The organism is Kitasatospora sp. NPDC048296, from assembly GCF_043201815.1.
Classification (GTDB): Bacteria; Actinomycetota; Actinomycetes; order Streptomycetales; family Streptomycetaceae; genus Kitasatospora.
This window is the reverse complement of sequence record NZ_JBICZB010000033.1, coordinates 13,725-27,730: the sequence shown is the minus strand read 5'-3', so window position 1 is coordinate 27,730 and position 14,006 is coordinate 13,725. Positions and strand designations below refer to the sequence as shown.

Sequence of the window (14,006 nt, the reverse complement as noted above, 5' to 3'; positions counted from 1 at the left end):
TAGGAGACACTTGGATTCTGTCAGTCCCTACCTTGGAGGAACCGTTGGAGTTCGACGTCCTTATCGAAATCCCGAAGGGCTCTCGTAACAAGTACGAGGTCGACCACGAGACCGGCCGTCTGCGGCTCGACCGGATGCTCTTCACCTCGACCCGCTACCCGGCCGACTACGGCTACGTCGAGGGCACGCTCGGCGAGGACGGCGACCCGCTGGACGCCCTGGTCATCCTGGACGAGCCGACCTTCCCGGGCTGCCTGATCAAGTGCCGCGCCATCGGCATGTTCCAGATGACCGACGAGGCCGGCGGCGACGACAAGCTGCTCTGCGTCCCGGCGACGGACCCGCGCTGGGAGCACCTGCGCGACATCCACCACGTGTCGGAGTTCGACCGCCTGGAGATCCAGCACTTCTTCGAGGTCTACAAGGACCTGGAGCCGGGCAAGTCCGTCGAGGGCGCCAACTGGGTCGGCCGCGCCGAGGCCGAGGCCGAGGTCACCGCTTCGATCAAGCGTCTCGCGGAGCAGGGCGGTCACTGAACCGTCGTTCCGATCCCGCTCGACCAGGACGGTTCGAGGCAGGTCGGGACAGCTGGGGCCGGGGCCCACGGATTCGTCCGCGGACCCCGGCCTCTGTCGTGTCCGGGCCCGGTGCGCCGTCCCGGTCCGCCGCTTCCGGGGCTCAGTCCTCCAGCCGGAAGCCGACCTTGATGCACACCTGGTAGTGCTTGATCCGGCCGTCCTCCAGATGGCCCCGGACCTGCGAGACCTCGAACCAGTCGAGGTTGCGCAGCGTCCGGGAGGCCCGTTCCACCCCGTTGCGGATCGCGGCGTCGACGCTCTCGGTCGAGGACCCGACGATCTCGGTCACCCGGTACACATGGTCGGTCATGGCGGACTCCCTCAGCTGTGCGACGGCCCCGGGTCCACCGTGCACCGCCCCCGCCCGGCCCGCACCCCGACGGCCGTCGGCGGGTGTCCGGGAGGTGCCAGGGCGCGCCCTAGAACGCCGCCCGGACCTGCCCGACCGGGACACCGCCGCCGAGCAGCGGGGCCGCGCCGATCCGCTCGACGGTGTCCTCCACGCCGGTCACCCCGAGCCGGCGCAGCGCGGCCGCCAGCACCGGCCCGCGGGCTCGCTCGGCGCCGTCGTCGATCTTGAAGGCGAGCGCCCGCCCGTCCGGCAACGCGACCACCTGGACGGCCTCGGCGCCCATCTTGGACAGTGCGCCCGGGACGGCCCGCATCAGCCAGGTGTCGGCCCGACGGGTGCCGGCCACGTACTCGGGGTGGGCGCGCATCGCGTCGGCCACGCGGCGCGGCGCGGTGCCCTCGGCGGCCAGCACCAGGCCGCGGTAGCCGCGGGCCAGGCCGGTCAGCGTCACGGCCAGCAGCGGGGCACCGCAGCCGTCCACACCGGCGTGCGCGGGGGCCTCGCCGGTGCCCTCCTCCAGGGCCTCGCGGGCCAGGCGCTGGATCGGGTGGGCCGGGTCGAGGTAGCCCTCGGTGTCCCAGCCGTTGGCGACGCAGGCGGCCAGCCAGCCGGCGTGCTTGCCGGAGCAGTCCATCAGGATCGGGGCGCGGCGGCCGCCGGTGCCGAGCAGCAGCTCCGCCTCGGTCTCGTCCAGCGGAAGGTCGGCCGGGGTCCGCAGGGCGGTCTCGTCGAGTCCGGCGGAGCCGAGGATGGCCCGGACCCCGTCCAGGTGAAACGATTCCGCGGAGTGACTGGAGGCCGCCAGTGCCAGCAGCTCGCCCTCGATCGCCAGCCCGGCCCGCAGGGTGGCCACCGCCTGGAACGGCTTGGCCGTCGAGCGGGGGAAGACCGGCGCGTCGGGGTCGCCCAGCGCGAACTCCACCGAGCCGTCGGCGGCGAGCAGGACCAGCGAGCCGTGGTGGCGGCCCTCGGTGAAGCCCGAGCGTATGACCTCGGCGAGCACGGGCGGGGTGGCGGACTGGGACATCGGGGGAGCCTTCCGGGGCGAGGGTGGACCGGGAGGAAGCCGGACCGCACCCGCCCTCGACGACTCACCCGGTCAGAGCGGCCTCTCCGAGAGCAGGTCGTCGACCCGTGCTTCCCCATCACGGTACCTGCGGGTGATCTCGGCATTGCAACCGTCGGCCGTCCGCAGCAGCCGCTGGCGCCGCCCGGAGACCTCGCGCTCGTGCGCGCGCAGCCGCTCCAGGGCGGCCGACAGCTCCTCGGCGGGGTGCGCGGCGAGGTCGGCGAGCTGGACGTCGCCCATCAGCGCGTCCGCCTCCAGCTGGGACTCCTGGGTGCGCGGCGGGCCGAGGGTGACGTGCCGGGCGGAGCGCCGCACGGCGGAGGGCGCGTCGGTCAGGATGGCCGGCAGCCGGTCCAGCAGGTCGCCGCCGCGACCCTCGCCGGTCGGCGGGGCGCCGCTCCCCTCGCCGCCCGTCCGGGCGGGGTGGGCGGGGCCGCAGCCGGGGCGCCGGTCGAGTTCGGCGCGCAGGATGTCCATCCGTCCGTGCAGCAGCCGCCGCAGGTAGGACAGGTCGGCCTCCTGCTCCAGGGTCTCCCGGCGCAGCACCCGCAGCTGGTCCAGGCCCAGCCGCTCCAGTTCGGGTTCGCCGTCCGGGACGGCCGCCCAGGAAGGGTCCCCGGGGGCCTGCGCCGCCTGTCCGGAGCGGTTCCGCGCCGCGCTGCTCGCGTCCATCATCCAGCCCACCTGCCGTCGTCCGATCCCGCCCGCTCGCGGCACCCCGTCCCTGCCGCCGGTCCGGCCCGTCCCCCGACGGGCCCGCGCGTCCCGTCCGTTGGCACGCCCGGGGGCCCCGAAGGGTTCCGTCCCCCGGCTGGAACCACCCGCCGGGGCGACCCGGCCAGAACGCCTGACCTACCGGCTCGACCGCCCGGCCGAACCCGGGCCCGGTGCGGCGGACCTCCAGGCGCGCCGGGCCCTTCGTACGGTTCCCCAGCGTGCCACCCCACCCGGCGCGCGCGCACCGCCCGTGCACCCGAACGGCCCCCTGGCGAACGGGGGTGGCTGATATGACCGGCCCTTTCCGCAGGAAGAAGCGCGCCCGAACCTGCGCAGGCGCGCGCCGCACGGCGCGTGCCATCCCTGCGCGCGCCCCAGACGTGCGCCCCAGACGTGTGCCCCGAGGGGCTACGGGGGCGGTGCGGCGCTCCGGCACAATGGCGGCATGCGAGCAGTGGTGCAGCGAGTGACCGAGGCCCGGGTGACCGTGGCCGGAGAGACCGTCGGCGCGATCGAGGGGCCCGGGCTGTGCGTCCTGGTCGGCGTCACCCACGAGGACACCCCGGCGAAGGCGGCCCAGCTGGCCCGCAAGCTCTGGACCTTGCGGATCCTGTCGGCCGACGAGGAGGGCGTGGAGCAGAGTTGCTCGGACATCGGCGGCCCGCTGCTGGTGATCAGCCAGTTCACCCTCTACGGGGACGCCCGCAAGGGCCGCCGCCCCACCTGGACCGCCGCCGCCCCCGGGCCGGTCGCCGAGCCATTGGTGGACGAGGTGGTCGCCCAGCTGCGCGCGCTGGGCGCCAAGGTGGAGACGGGCCGGTTCGGCGCCGACATGCAGGTGGCGCTGGTGAACGACGGCCCGTTCACCGTCCTCGTCGAGGTCTGAGTCCCGGATCCGCTACTGCGGGACGATCACGTCCTGGGTGCCCGGCACCGTCCCGGCCAGCAGCACCGCGTCCACCGGGACGTTCCGCTTGACGATCGCCAGCGCGATCGGCCCCAGCTCGTGGTGCCGGGCCGAGGAGGTCACGAAGCCCAGCGCCCGCCCGTCCGGGTCGGCGGCCAGCCGCACCTCGGTGCCGTGCGGGGGCAGGGTCTCCTCGGTGCCGTCCAGGTGCAGGAAGACCAGCCGGCGCGGCGGGCGGCCCAGGTTGTGCACCCGGGCGACGGTCTCCTGGCCGCGGTAGCAGCCCTTCTGCAGGTGGACGGCGGTGCGCAGCCAGTCCACCTCGTGCGGGATGGTCCGGTGGTCGGTCTCGAAGCCCAGCCGGGGCCGGTGGCCCTCGATCCGCAGCGCCTCGTACGCCCAGACCCCGGCCGCCGGGCCGTACCCGGCGGTGAGCTCCTCCAGCTCCGCGCGCGGCAGGAACAGGTCCCGACCGTAGGGGAGTTCGCGCACGGCGGCGGCGCCCTCGACGGAGGCGGTGGAGCCGGCCGGCAGGTGGACCAGGGCGTAGTCGGCGGTCGCGTCGGCGACCTCCACCCGGTAGAAGAACTTCATGCTCTCCAGGTAGGCGACCAGCGCGCCCTGGGTGCCCGGCTCGACGTGCGCCCAGGTGGTGGTGCCGTCGTCGACCAGGTAGAGCGCGTGCTCCACGTGCCCGTGCGGGGAGAGCACCAGCGCCTCGGTGGCGTGCTGCGGCCGCAGCTCGCTGACGTGCTGGGTGAGCAGCAGGTGCAGCCAGGAGAGCCGGTCGTCGCCGGTGACGGTGACCACCCCGCGGTGCGAGAGGTCCACGAAGCCGGCGCCCTGTGACAGGTTCCGTTGCTCGCGGAAGATGTCGCCGTAGTGGGCGGCGACACCCTCGTCGGCCCCCTCGGCGGGGACGGCTCCGGGCAGGGCAAGCAGCGGGCTCTTCTCACCGGTCATACCGGCCAGCTTACGACCGGCCGTCCACGCGCCCGGCGGCGCAGTCGGCGCAGCGGCCGAAGATGGCGAAATGCTTGAGGTCGGTGTCGAAGCCGTGCTCCTCGCGCAGCCGGTCGATCAGCGGCTGGGCGATCTCGGTGCCGGTCTCGGTGACCTTCTCGCAGTCCCGGCAGACCAGGTGCAGGTGGTGGTGGCGGCCGGCCAGGTGGTAGGTCGGGGCGCCGTGGCCGAGGTGGGCGTGCGAGACCAGGCCCAGCTCCTCCAGCAGCTCCAGGGTCCGGTAGACGGTGGAGATGTTGACGCCGCTGGCGGTCTTGCGGACGTGGCAGAGGATGTCGTCGGGGGTGGCGTGGTCGAGGACGTCGACGGCCTCCAGCACGAGCTGCCGCTGCGGGGTCAGCCGGTAGCCGCGCTCGCGCAGGTCGGCCTTCCAGTCGCCGGAGAGCTGCCAGTCGGTGGTGCCGGTGTCCGCCACGGTGCTGTCCCTGTCAAGGTCGGGGGTCCTGATGCAAGTGTAGGGACCGGCCGCGGGCCGGTCCCTACCTCGTGCGCGGGCCTGACGTGAGCTGTGCCTACTTGAGCTGTGTCTACTTGAAGAAGGCGATGCCGTCGTCCGGCAGGTCGTTGATGTCCTTGATCAGCTGCGCCGGGCTGAGCACCTTCTTCAGCTGCGCGGACATGTACGGGCGCAGCGGCACGTTCGGGGCGGCCTTCTCGCCGACCCAGAGCAGCTCACCGTTGACGAAGCCGTACAGCCGCTTGCCGCCGGAGTACTCCGGGGAGCCCTCGATCCGGGCCACCGCGTCGGTGGAGACGTCGACCTGAGGCTTGCCGTCGGCCAGCTCGCCGTACCAGATCTCGACCGTGCCGTCGTCGCGGACGGAGGAGATCTCGATCCCGCGGGCGCCGGTGGTGCCGTCGGTGTTGCTGGTGATGCGCCAGAAGGCGTGCTCGTTCTCCAGCGGACGGACCTTCTCGCCCTCCTCGTCCAGCACCCAGGTGCGGGAGCGGAACTCCAGGAAGGGCCGGCCGTCGTGACGGATCACGATCTCCTGGCCGAAGTTGCACTTCTCCGTGCCCGGGCCCCCCTCATTAGGCAGAGGGGCGTAGACGCCCGCGCCCTCCCAGGTGCCGAGGAGGAAGGCGAGCGGGACGACGTCCTTGTGGAGGTCAGAGGGGATCTCGATCATGTTCCTGGTCGCTGTCGTGGTCGGTGCGGTCTGCCTCAACCGTACGGCAGACTCAGCGCTGGCCCTGGTACAGCTTCATCACCGAGAAGATGGCGAACCAGGTGATCAGCACGGCCATGAAGGCCAGCAGACCGTCGAAGAACATTTCCAGACCGGACACGGGGGGCTCCCAGGCGGCGACAGTGTGGTGGATTTTGCTGGCGCTCACTCTATCCGCCGGGCTTCGGCCGGTCGCGGTGAGCCCCGCCACGTCGTGGTTCGCGCCCCCCGCGCTCCGGCGCCGCTCAAGGTTTCCCCAAGGGGCCCAAGGTTTACCCAAGGGATTCCGGGATGACGGCGGGCCGGGACGGCGGGACCTCTAAGGTGGCGCCATGTCGAAGAAGCTCGTCATCAAGGTCACCGCCGGGGCGGACGCGCCGGAGCGGTGCTCGCAGGCGTTCACGGTGGCGGCCGTGGCCGTCGCCAGCGGGATCGAGGTCTCGCTCTGGCTGACCGGGGAGTCCTCCTGGTTCGCCCTGCCGGGGAAGGCAGCGGAGTTCGAGCTGCCGCACGCGGCGCCGCTGCCGGACCTGCTGGAGTCGATCCTGGCGGCCGGCTCCGTGACGCTGTGCACCCAGTGCGCGGCCCGGCGCGGGATCGAGCAGAAGGACATGGTCGAGGGCGTCCGGATCGCGGGCGCGCAGGTATTCGTCAGCGAGATCATGTCGGACGGCGTCCAGGCGCTCGTGTACTAGGCCTCCGGACCTCTCCGGCCCCTGAGGCCTGCCTGGCCTAGGGCCGTCCTCCCGAGGAGTCGCGCGGCTCGTGGTCGGGGCGGTCCCGGTCGTGACCGGGGTCGTCCCACTTCGGGTCGTCCCAGCGCGGGTCGTTCCACCAGTCGTCGTCCGGGTCCCGCTTGTTGGCGAACACCGCGGCGGCCGGCGGGATGACCATCGCGACCACGCACAGGGCGACCGCGGCACCCACCGAGAAGAACCGCACCACGCCCCAGGCCATGACGAAGAGGCCCAGGCACACGCCCATCATGGCGAAGTAGAAACGCCGCCGACGCCTTCCCTGCACCTCTCCACGGTACGGCCGAGGGCCCTGCCGCGGCAGGGCCCTCGGGGTGATCGTCCGATCCGGTCAGACCGCGATCGCGACCTCGACGGCGGTGCCCTGGGAGGCCACCACCTGACGGTCCACGGTCTGGCCCGGGACCAGCGCCCGCAGGGTCCACTTGCCCGGGCGGGCGAAGAACCGGAACTGGCCGGTCGCCGAGGTGGGCACCTCGGCGGTGAACTCGCCGCCCTCGTCCAGCAGCCGGACGTAGCCGTTGACCGGCTCACCGTCGCGGGTCACCGAACCCTGGATGATCGTCTCGTTCGCCACGTCAACTCCTGCCAGGTCCGGGCCGCCGGCCTTCGCACCGCACATGTCTGTCTTCCCTTCTGACTTACAGGTCGAGCCGGAGGCTCAGTTGCTGCCGAGCTCGATCGGCACGCCGACCAGGCTGCCGTACTCGGTCCACGAACCGTCGTAGTTCTTCACGTTCTGCTGGTCGAGCAGCTCGTGCAGCACGAACCAGGTGAGCGCGGAGCGCTCGCCGATCCGGCAGTAGGCGATGGTGTCCTTCGCCAGGTCGATGCCCTCGGCCTCGTACAGGGCCTTGAGCTCCTCGTCGCTCTTGAAGGTGCCGTCGTCGTTGGCGTTCTTGGCCCACGGGATGTTGCGGGCGCTCGGCACGTGGCCGGGGCGCTGCGACTGCTCCTGCGGGAGGTGGGCCGGGGCGAGCAGCTTGCCGGAGAACTCGTCGGGCGAGCGGACGTCGACCAGGTTGAGGGTGCCGATGGCGGCGATCACGTCGTCGCGGAAGGCGCGGATCGAGGCGTCGGCGGGCTGCGCCGCGTACTCGGTGGCCGGGCGGGCCGGGACCTCGGAGACCAGGTCGCGGGAGTCCAGCTCCCACTTCTTGCGGCCGCCGTCCAGCAGGCGGACGTCGCCGTGGCCGTACAGCTTGAAGTACCAGTAGGCGTACGAGGCGAACCAGTTGTTGTTGCCGCCGTAGAGCACGACGGTGTCGTCGTTGGCGATGCCCTTGGCGCTGAGCAGCGCCTCGAAGCCGGCCTGGTCGATGAAGTCGCGACGGACCGGGTCCTGGAGGTCCTTCTTCCAGTCGATCCGGACGGCGTTGCGGATGTGGTTCTTGTCGTACGCGGAGGTGTCCTCGTCGACCTCGACGATGACGACCTTCGGGTCGTCCAGGCGGGCCTGGACCCAGTCGGCGTCGACCAGGACGTCGCTGCGGCTCATGGTGATGTTCTCCATCCGAGGGCGGTTGGCGGAAGGTGCTGCTCAGCAGGGGTGCTGCGGGGGTGTCCGGACGGATGCGGTCCGAAATCCTGTCCGAATGATGGGACGGATGGGGTGAACCGGGACGGCCGGGCGGGGAGTTGCGGAGTACGGCGGCAACTGCTGGCCCGAACAGCCGGGCGAGGTCGCCGTAGAGATCGGCGGCGGGCGTCAACTGCCCTGCCAGGATGCCGACTTAGCGCATTCGACACAGACAGGCGGCCACGCGGCACAGGTCGACCGCCCGCCGCTTCGTGAGATCCGTCTGTCGCTTCATGCCGACGATGCTAGGGACACCCGAGGCCCGCTGTCATTAGCGTATCGAATATCGAGATCGAAACGACCGAATACCGGGATTTGGCTGGGATGCGACCAAGCGGGCACCGGCCGGGCTCCCGGCCGCGGCACACAACGGGCGGAACGGAACCGCTCCGCGGTCCGCGCTGGACAGCGCGTCTCGCGGAGCGGAACGGAGGCGGGACGGAGGCGGGACGGAGGCGGAACGGAGGCGGAACGGAGGCGGGACGGAGACGGAGCGGGGCCGCGTCAGCCCAGCAGCTTGACGCCCTTGCCCTCGAAGGACAGCTGGAGGCCCTCCGGCAACGGCGTCGCGCCGTCCTTCTCGGCCAGCTTCAGCCCGGCCGGCATCGAGTCGAGGGTGAAACTGGCCGGCTGGATCTTCCGGTTGGTGAACCCGGCGAGCATCTCGGCCAGCGAGCTCAGCTTGAGGCCGTCCACGGTGATGGTGTTGCCCTCGTTGTGCACGGTCGCCTCGCCGACCGAGACCGGCCCCAGCGAGGCCTTGATCTTGCCCGGCCCGCCGTACGACAGGCTCAGCCGGGAGTTGCCGCCGCCCGGCAGCGGGGCGCCGCCCAGCAGCTCGGAGGCCGGCGGCAGCAGCTGGGCGAGGTCCTGGTAGGAGATCACGCCGCTGCCGGTGCCGTCGTCCACGGTGGCGCTGTTCAGGTTGTCGCTCACCTCGACCCCGGAGAGCTTGGCCTTGAAGGAGTGCAGCGCCACCTGGTGGCCGTTGTTCTGGACCGTCAGGCCGTCCGAGGAGATCCGGACGTCGTCCAGCTTCTTCGAGATCACCTGGGTCAGGAACGGGAAGCCCTCGATCGTCACGTCCGGCCGCTGGCTCATCTGGCCGCTCTTCACCATCCGGTCGGCGGCCTCGTCCTCGGCCACCCCGACCGCGATCCGGTCGGCGCCCACCAGCAGCCCGGAGAGCACCACCAGGGCGATCGTCGCCTTCAGCCATCCGCGCATCGTGTCCCCCGTCATCGCCGGTCGCTGTCGTCGTCCGCTGTGGTCTGTCGCTGTTCCCTGGCGGCCGCCCTGACGCGGCCGCTCCCGCACGACCGTACGACGTCCCGCCCCGGAACGTGGTTCCGGGGCGGGAGATCGAAGTGACGTACCCGGCTCAGCCGGCCAGCAGGTCGGTGGCGATCCAGATCAGCGGCGCGGACACCGCCAGCGGCAGCGCCACGCCCGCCGTCATGTGCACGAAGCGGGACGGGAAGTCGTACGCCGCGACCCGGCGGCCGACCAGCGCGCCCAGCCCGGCGAGCGCCCCCAGGGCCAGCGGCGCGCCCACCAGGAAGCCCAGCAGCACCGCCGCGACCAGGCCCAGCACCGGGCCCAGCTGCTTCGGACCGGGCAGCGGCGCCGCCGCCAGCAGGGTGGCCAGCGCGACCGCGCCCACCCCGGCCGGCACCCACTCCGCCAGCAGCAGCATGGTGCACAGCGCCGTCACCACGGTGGCCGAGCCCAGCACGGTCAGCGCGTAGAAGCGCTCCTTCGGGTCCGACGGGCGGAACGTCTGCAGCACCAGGACCAGCAGGAAGAACCCGCCCAGGGTGCCCACCACGGCCGCCACACCGCCGTTGGAGTCCGCCAGCAGCACCGCCACGTCGGCGGTGAGCCCGGCCAGCGCGGCGAGCAGGATGCCCTGGCGGGCCGGCCACATGCCGTTCAGCCGGAACCAGCCGGCCGCCGTCAGCAGCTGCAGCAGCGCGACCACCAGGGCCAGCGCCACCTGGCCCAGCGCGGCGCCGCCGGCCAGCAGCGCGGCCACGCCGGCCGTGATCAGGGCGGGCTGCAGGCCCGGGTCGATGATCGGCGAACCGGTCCGGCCGCGCGGGGCGGCGGCGGGCGGCGGGGCGACCGGCAGCGGCTGCGCCGGGGCGGCCGCGTACGGCTGGGCACCGGGAGCGCCGGGCATGCCGGGCACCTGGCCGGGCAACGGGGCGGTCGGGCGCTTGAGCGTCATGGTCGGCGGGTCGAAGCCGGGCCCGGCAGGGGCCGCGGGAGCCGCGGGCGGCATGGGCGCCGCGGACGCGGCGGCCTGCTGCGGGGCGGGCTGCGGCGCCGGGGCCCGGTGCCGCGCCCGGGTCGGCTGCTGCTGGTACGGCTGCTGCTGCGGGAACGGCTGCTGCTGCACCGGCGGCCGTCCGAGGTGCTGCGGCGGGGCTACCGGCATCGCACCGGAGACCGTGACCGGCGGCAGCAGCGTGGTGGCCGCCGCGTCGTCCATCGGCGGGACGGGCGGGAGCAGCGTGGTCGCGGCCGCGTCGTCCATCGGGGGCACCGGCGGCAGCAGCGTGGTCGCGGCCGCGTCGTCCATCGGCGGGACGGGCGGGAGCAGCGTGGTGGCCGCCGCGTCGTCCATCGGGGGCACCGGCGGCAGCAGCGTGGTCGCCGCCTCGTCGTCCACCGGATAGCCGAACGGGTGCGGCTGCGGGTGGTGCTGCCCGTACTGCGGGTGCGGATAGGGCTGCTGGGGCTGCTGGGGCTGCTGCGGCCAGTTGCCGTAGCCGCCGTGGTTCGGGTTGTTCATGTCCGTCACGCCGCTCAGCCTCCCGCGAACGGCGGGAGGACCTCGACCGTCCCGCCCTCGGTCAGGGCGACGGTCACGTGGTCCCGGCCGCCCACCTGGGCGCCGTCGACCAGGTACGAGCAGTGCCCGAGCAGCTGGACGAGCTTCGGCCGGTCCGCGTGCCGCTCCTTGGCCGCCGCCAGCGCCTCCGCCAGGGTCACCGCCTCGTACGGCTCCTCGGCCAGCCCGGCCTCGGACTTCGCCGCCGCCCAGTAGCGGATCGTCCCGCGCACCCGGGCGCCGCTCGCGGGCTCGGTGGTCGCGCCCATCGGGCCACCCCTTCCGTTCGTCCTCGCCCGGCCCCGGTGACCCGGTCCGGCTCGCCACCGGCGCGGCCGCCCGACCACCCGAACGATGGACCCGCGCAGCGCCGCCGATGTGCGTCCCATGATGGCGTGTCCGCCGTCGCGACCGGCAATCGCCCTGGCCGGACGGGTGCGCGACGGCGCTCGAAGCTGTGTCCAGGCTCACCCGGCGCGCGCCCGGATTGGGCGAACCGCCGGATTCGCGCACTCCCGGCACGGGAGCGGGTCGGCTATCCTCGACCACCAAGAGGGATCCGGGCAGAGTCGCCCCCGGGTCCTTTTGTGCTTTCAGGACGCCAGTACGGACGTTCTTTCGATTCGTCGGCCCACCCCCGGCGCGTCGCAGGAACCGCCCCGCCTCTCGCGGCACAAGGACGTGCCGGGCCGGCGGGGTGTCGTCACCCGGCGCCGGGCCGCCACCCGGTACCGGACCTGACCGGAGGGTTCGCGGGATGAACAGGGCAGAAGCGTTGCGCCAGGGGTTGCGGGACCCCCGGTGCGCTGTCCGCACCCCCGGCGCCCACCCGGAACGCGTCCTCCCCCTCACCCCCGCGTCGCCCGCTGCCGCCCCTCCGGGGACGATCCCCCAGCCTCCGGCCGGGGGGACCCCCATCGCGCGACGCCCCGTCGATCGTGCGCCATTCGGCTGTGGCGGCAGCTGTAACGCGACCACGACGACCCGGAAAGGGGACCACCGGGTATGAGTTCTCTCCTCCTCCTCACCAATGCGCTGCAACCGTCAGCGGAAGTACTGCCGGCCCTCGGCCTGCTGCTGCACAACGTCCGGGTGGCCCCCGCCGAGGGGTCCGCCCTGGTGGACACCCCCAGTGCGGACGTCATCCTGGTCGACGGGCGGCGCGATCTGCCGCAGATCCGCAGCCTGTGCCAGCTGCTGCGCTCCACCGGCATCGGCTGCCCGCTGATCCTGGTGGTCACCGAGGGCGGCCTGGCCGCCGTGACCGCCGAGTGGGGCATCGACGACGTCCTGCTGGACACCGCCGGCCCGGCCGAGGTCGAGGCCCGGCTGCGGCTCGCGCTCGGCCGGCTCCAGGTCGCCGTCGACGACAGCCCGATGGAGATCCGCAACGGCGACCTCTCGGTCGACGAGGCCACCTACTCCGCCAAGCTCAAGGGCCGGGCGCTCGACCTCACCTTCAAGGAGTTCGAGCTGCTCAAGTACCTCGCCCAGCACCCCGGCCGGGTATTCACCCGGGCGCAGCTGCTGCAGGAGGTCTGGGGCTACGACTACTTCGGCGGCACCCGGACCGTGGACGTCCACGTCCGGCGGCTGCGCGCCAAGCTCGGCGTCGAGCACGAGCAGCTGATCGGCACCGTGCGCAACGTCGGCTACCGCTTCGTCGTCCCGGAGAAGCCCGAGAAGGGCGAGCGTCCCGAGCTCGCCCAGCGCCCCTCCGCGCCGCTGGAGGCCTGACCCCGGCGCCGGGCGGGCCGTCCCGCCCGGCTCGTCCGGATTGCGCCCGGTGTGCCCCCGAGGCGGCCCCAGGTCCCACTGCCGCCCCGGGGGCCACACGCGTAGACTCCCCCCGTGGCCAAGGTGACGCGCGACGATGTAGCCCGACTGGCTGGGACCTCGACCGCGGTCGTCAGCTACGTGATCAACAACGGGCCGCGCCCGGTCGCGCCCGCGACCCGGGAGAAGGTCCTCGCGGCGATCGAGCAGCTCGGCTACCGGCCGAACAGCGTCGCCCAGGCGATGGCCTCCCGTCGGACCAACCTGATCGGCATGGTCGTCCCGGACGCCCGCCAGCCCTTCTTCGCCGAGATGGCGCACGCCGTGGAACGGGCCGCCTCCGAGCGCGGCAAGCTCGTGCTGATCGGCAACTCCGACTACGTGGACGACCGCGAGGTCCACTACGTCCGCGCCTTCCTCGGCATGCGGGTCTCCGGCCTGATCCTGGTCAGCCAGGGCCCCTCGCAGCGCGCCGCCGAGGAGTTCGCCGCGATGGAGGGGGCGAAGGTGGTGCTGCTGCACCGCCGGCCCGAGGCGATCGACGACGTCGCGGTGGTCACCGACGACGTGGGCGGCGCCGAGGCCGTCGTCCGCCACCTGCTGGAGGTGCACGGGCACCCGTACGTCGCCTGCTTCGGCGGCCCGGTCGACTCCCCGGCCCCCGGCGACCCGGTCATCGACCACGTCGAGGGCTGGCAGCGCGCCATGGACGCGCACGGCGTCCCCACCGAGCCGCACCTGATCGACGCGCCCTTCCACCGCTACGGCGCCTACGACGTCGCGCTCGGCCTGCTGAGCTCGCCGGACCGGCCCCGGGCGATCTTCTGCTCCACCGACGACCAGGCCATCGGCGTGCTGCGGGCCGCCCGCGAGGTCGGTCTGCGCGTCCCGGAGGACCTCGCGGTGGCCGGCTTCGACGACGTGCCCGAGGCCGCGCTCGCCGACCCGCCGCTGACCACCGTCGCCTCCGACCGCGACGCGATGGCCCGGGCCGCCGTGGACCTGGTGCTGGACGACTCGCTGATGGTCCCCGGCTCGGACACCGAGCGGGTCCGCAAATTCCCGTCCCGCCTGGTCATCCGCCGTTCCTGCGGCTGCGACGGAGCGGCCCCCGGCCGAGCCTCGGCGGAATAGTCGATTCCGCTCCGAAGGCGGCCTGACCAGGCTTTATGAGAACCGAACGGGCTTCTCGGAGCCTTCTGAGCCGCTTCTCATCCGGTCCTCATCCGCCAGGCGGACCTTGGT

18 protein-coding genes are annotated in these 14,006 nt (G+C 73.1%); 5 read left to right on the top strand and 13 right to left on the bottom strand.

Annotated elements, in window-relative coordinates; all coding sequences use genetic code 11:
- Nucleotides 1–44 precede the first annotated feature (44 nt).
- Nucleotides 45–536, top strand: coding sequence for an inorganic diphosphatase (locus ACGF12_RS20570; protein WP_030244505.1), 492 nt, complete (start codon nt 45–47; stop codon nt 534–536).
- Between the two features lie 142 nt (nt 537–678).
- Here ACGF12_RS20570 and ACGF12_RS20565 read toward each other — a convergent pair whose 3' ends face one another.
- From ACGF12_RS20565 to ACGF12_RS20555, 3 genes are all read right to left on the bottom strand, one after another.
- Nucleotides 679–888 (bottom strand): dodecin, encoded by a 210-nt coding sequence (locus ACGF12_RS20565; protein ID WP_030288965.1) that lies wholly within the window; start codon nt 886–888, stop codon nt 679–681.
- Nucleotides 889–997: 109 nt separating this feature from the next.
- The gene (locus ACGF12_RS20560; RefSeq protein WP_393031760.1) at nt 998–1,957 is read right to left on the bottom strand and encodes an asparaginase; all 960 of its coding nucleotides are present in this window, start codon (nt 1,955–1,957) and stop codon (nt 998–1,000) included.
- Nucleotides 1,958–2,029: 72 nt separating this feature from the next.
- Nucleotides 2,030–2,674 (bottom strand): ABC transporter substrate-binding protein, encoded by a 645-nt coding sequence (locus ACGF12_RS20555; RefSeq protein WP_393031757.1) that lies wholly within the window; start codon nt 2,672–2,674, stop codon nt 2,030–2,032.
- 487 nt (nt 2,675–3,161) lie between these two features.
- Here ACGF12_RS20555 and dtd point away from each other — a divergent pair, with 487 nt between their 5' ends.
- Nucleotides 3,162–3,602 carry a D-aminoacyl-tRNA deacylase gene (gene dtd, locus ACGF12_RS20550; protein WP_393031754.1) on the top strand — a complete coding sequence of 147 codons (441 nt, stop codon included), beginning with the start codon at nt 3,162–3,164 and terminating at the stop codon, nt 3,600–3,602.
- A gap of 12 nt (nt 3,603–3,614) precedes the next feature.
- Here the strand turns inward: dtd and ACGF12_RS20545 are convergent, their stop codons facing one another.
- The 3 genes from ACGF12_RS20545 to ACGF12_RS20535 all read right to left on the bottom strand — a co-directional run bounded on the left by ACGF12_RS20545 (nt 3,615) and on the right by ACGF12_RS20535 (nt 5,776).
- Nucleotides 3,615–4,586: a YgfZ/GcvT domain-containing protein gene (locus tag ACGF12_RS20545; protein WP_393031751.1), complete on the bottom strand. Its 972-nt coding sequence runs from the start codon at nt 4,584–4,586 to the stop codon at nt 3,615–3,617.
- Between the two features lie 10 nt (nt 4,587–4,596).
- Nucleotides 4,597–5,061, bottom strand: a complete 465-nt coding sequence (locus ACGF12_RS20540; protein WP_393031748.1) for a Fur family transcriptional regulator — start codon at nt 5,059–5,061, stop codon at nt 4,597–4,599.
- Nucleotides 5,062–5,173: 112 nt separating this feature from the next.
- Nucleotides 5,174–5,776: an FABP family protein gene (locus ACGF12_RS20535; protein ID WP_393031745.1), complete on the bottom strand. Its 603-nt coding sequence runs from the start codon at nt 5,774–5,776 to the stop codon at nt 5,174–5,176.
- A gap of 371 nt (nt 5,777–6,147) precedes the next feature.
- Here ACGF12_RS20535 and ACGF12_RS20530 point away from each other — a divergent pair, with 371 nt between their 5' ends.
- Nucleotides 6,148–6,510, top strand: coding sequence for a DsrE family protein (locus ACGF12_RS20530; protein ID WP_393031742.1), 363 nt, complete (start codon nt 6,148–6,150; stop codon nt 6,508–6,510).
- Between the two features lie 37 nt (nt 6,511–6,547).
- Here ACGF12_RS20530 and ACGF12_RS20525 read toward each other — a convergent pair whose 3' ends face one another.
- From ACGF12_RS20525 to ACGF12_RS20495, 7 genes are all read right to left on the bottom strand, one after another.
- The gene (locus ACGF12_RS20525; RefSeq protein WP_393031739.1) at nt 6,548–6,838 is read right to left on the bottom strand and encodes a DUF3099 domain-containing protein; all 291 of its coding nucleotides are present in this window, start codon (nt 6,836–6,838) and stop codon (nt 6,548–6,550) included.
- Between the two features lie 63 nt (nt 6,839–6,901).
- Complete coding sequence (locus tag ACGF12_RS20520; protein WP_030059605.1) at nt 6,902–7,192, bottom strand: DUF1416 domain-containing protein; 291 nt, start codon at nt 7,190–7,192, stop codon at nt 6,902–6,904.
- Between the two features lie 39 nt (nt 7,193–7,231).
- Nucleotides 7,232–8,068, bottom strand: coding sequence for a sulfurtransferase (locus tag ACGF12_RS20515; RefSeq protein ID WP_393031736.1), 837 nt, complete (start codon nt 8,066–8,068; stop codon nt 7,232–7,234).
- Between the two features lie 235 nt (nt 8,069–8,303).
- On the bottom strand, nt 8,304–8,384 hold the full coding sequence (locus tag ACGF12_RS20510) for an Ms5788A family Cys-rich leader peptide (protein ID WP_350517234.1): 81 nt from the start codon (nt 8,382–8,384) through the stop codon (nt 8,304–8,306).
- 269 nt (nt 8,385–8,653) lie between these two features.
- Nucleotides 8,654–9,376, bottom strand: coding sequence for a DUF2993 domain-containing protein (locus ACGF12_RS20505; protein ID WP_393031733.1), 723 nt, complete (start codon nt 9,374–9,376; stop codon nt 8,654–8,656).
- 154 nt (nt 9,377–9,530) lie between these two features.
- A complete protein-coding gene (locus ACGF12_RS20500) occupies nt 9,531–10,955 on the bottom strand; it encodes a hypothetical protein (RefSeq protein WP_393031730.1) in 1,425 nt (474 codons plus the stop codon).
- A 5-nt stretch (nt 10,956–10,960) separates the two neighbouring features.
- On the bottom strand, nt 10,961–11,254 hold the full coding sequence (locus tag ACGF12_RS20495) for a MoaD/ThiS family protein (protein WP_393031727.1): 294 nt from the start codon (nt 11,252–11,254) through the stop codon (nt 10,961–10,963).
- Between the two features lie 736 nt (nt 11,255–11,990).
- Here ACGF12_RS20495 and ACGF12_RS20490 point away from each other — a divergent pair.
- Complete coding sequence (locus tag ACGF12_RS20490) at nt 11,991–12,722, top strand: response regulator transcription factor (RefSeq protein ID WP_380613189.1); 732 nt, start codon at nt 11,991–11,993, stop codon at nt 12,720–12,722.
- A gap of 114 nt (nt 12,723–12,836) precedes the next feature.
- The gene (locus tag ACGF12_RS20485) at nt 12,837–13,895 is read left to right on the top strand and encodes a LacI family DNA-binding transcriptional regulator (RefSeq protein ID WP_393031723.1); all 1,059 of its coding nucleotides are present in this window, start codon (nt 12,837–12,839) and stop codon (nt 13,893–13,895) included.
- Nucleotides 13,896–14,006 lie beyond the last annotated feature (111 nt).

Excerpts from the sequence above, each read along its gene's own strand:
- ACGF12_RS20565 (WP_030288965.1), bottom strand. The coding sequence starts at position 888 with ATGACCGACCATGTGTACCGGGTGACCGAGATCGTCGGGTCCTCGACC.
- ACGF12_RS20560 (WP_393031760.1), bottom strand. The coding sequence starts at position 1,957 with ATGTCCCAGTCCGCCACCCCGCCCGTGCTCGCCGAGGTCATACGCTCG.
- ACGF12_RS20555 (WP_393031757.1), bottom strand. The coding sequence starts at position 2,674 with ATGATGGACGCGAGCAGCGCGGCGCGGAACCGCTCCGGACAGGCGGCG.
- dtd (WP_393031754.1), top strand. The coding sequence starts at position 3,162 with ATGCGAGCAGTGGTGCAGCGAGTGACCGAGGCCCGGGTGACCGTGGCC.
- ACGF12_RS20545 (WP_393031751.1), bottom strand. The coding sequence starts at position 4,586 with ATGACCGGTGAGAAGAGCCCGCTGCTTGCCCTGCCCGGAGCCGTCCCC.
- ACGF12_RS20535 (WP_393031745.1), bottom strand. The coding sequence starts at position 5,776 with ATGATCGAGATCCCCTCTGACCTCCACAAGGACGTCGTCCCGCTCGCC.
- ACGF12_RS20530 (WP_393031742.1), top strand. The coding sequence starts at position 6,148 with ATGTCGAAGAAGCTCGTCATCAAGGTCACCGCCGGGGCGGACGCGCCG.
- ACGF12_RS20520 (WP_030059605.1), bottom strand. The coding sequence starts at position 7,192 with ATGTGCGGTGCGAAGGCCGGCGGCCCGGACCTGGCAGGAGTTGACGTG.
- ACGF12_RS20515 (WP_393031736.1), bottom strand. The coding sequence starts at position 8,068 with ATGAGCCGCAGCGACGTCCTGGTCGACGCCGACTGGGTCCAGGCCCGC.
- ACGF12_RS20510 (WP_350517234.1), bottom strand. The coding sequence starts at position 8,384 with ATGAAGCGACAGACGGATCTCACGAAGCGGCGGGCGGTCGACCTGTGC.
- ACGF12_RS20505 (WP_393031733.1), bottom strand. The coding sequence starts at position 9,376 with ATGCGCGGATGGCTGAAGGCGACGATCGCCCTGGTGGTGCTCTCCGGG.
- ACGF12_RS20495 (WP_393031727.1), bottom strand. The coding sequence starts at position 11,254 with ATGGGCGCGACCACCGAGCCCGCGAGCGGCGCCCGGGTGCGCGGGACG.
- ACGF12_RS20490 (WP_380613189.1), top strand. The coding sequence starts at position 11,991 with ATGAGTTCTCTCCTCCTCCTCACCAATGCGCTGCAACCGTCAGCGGAA.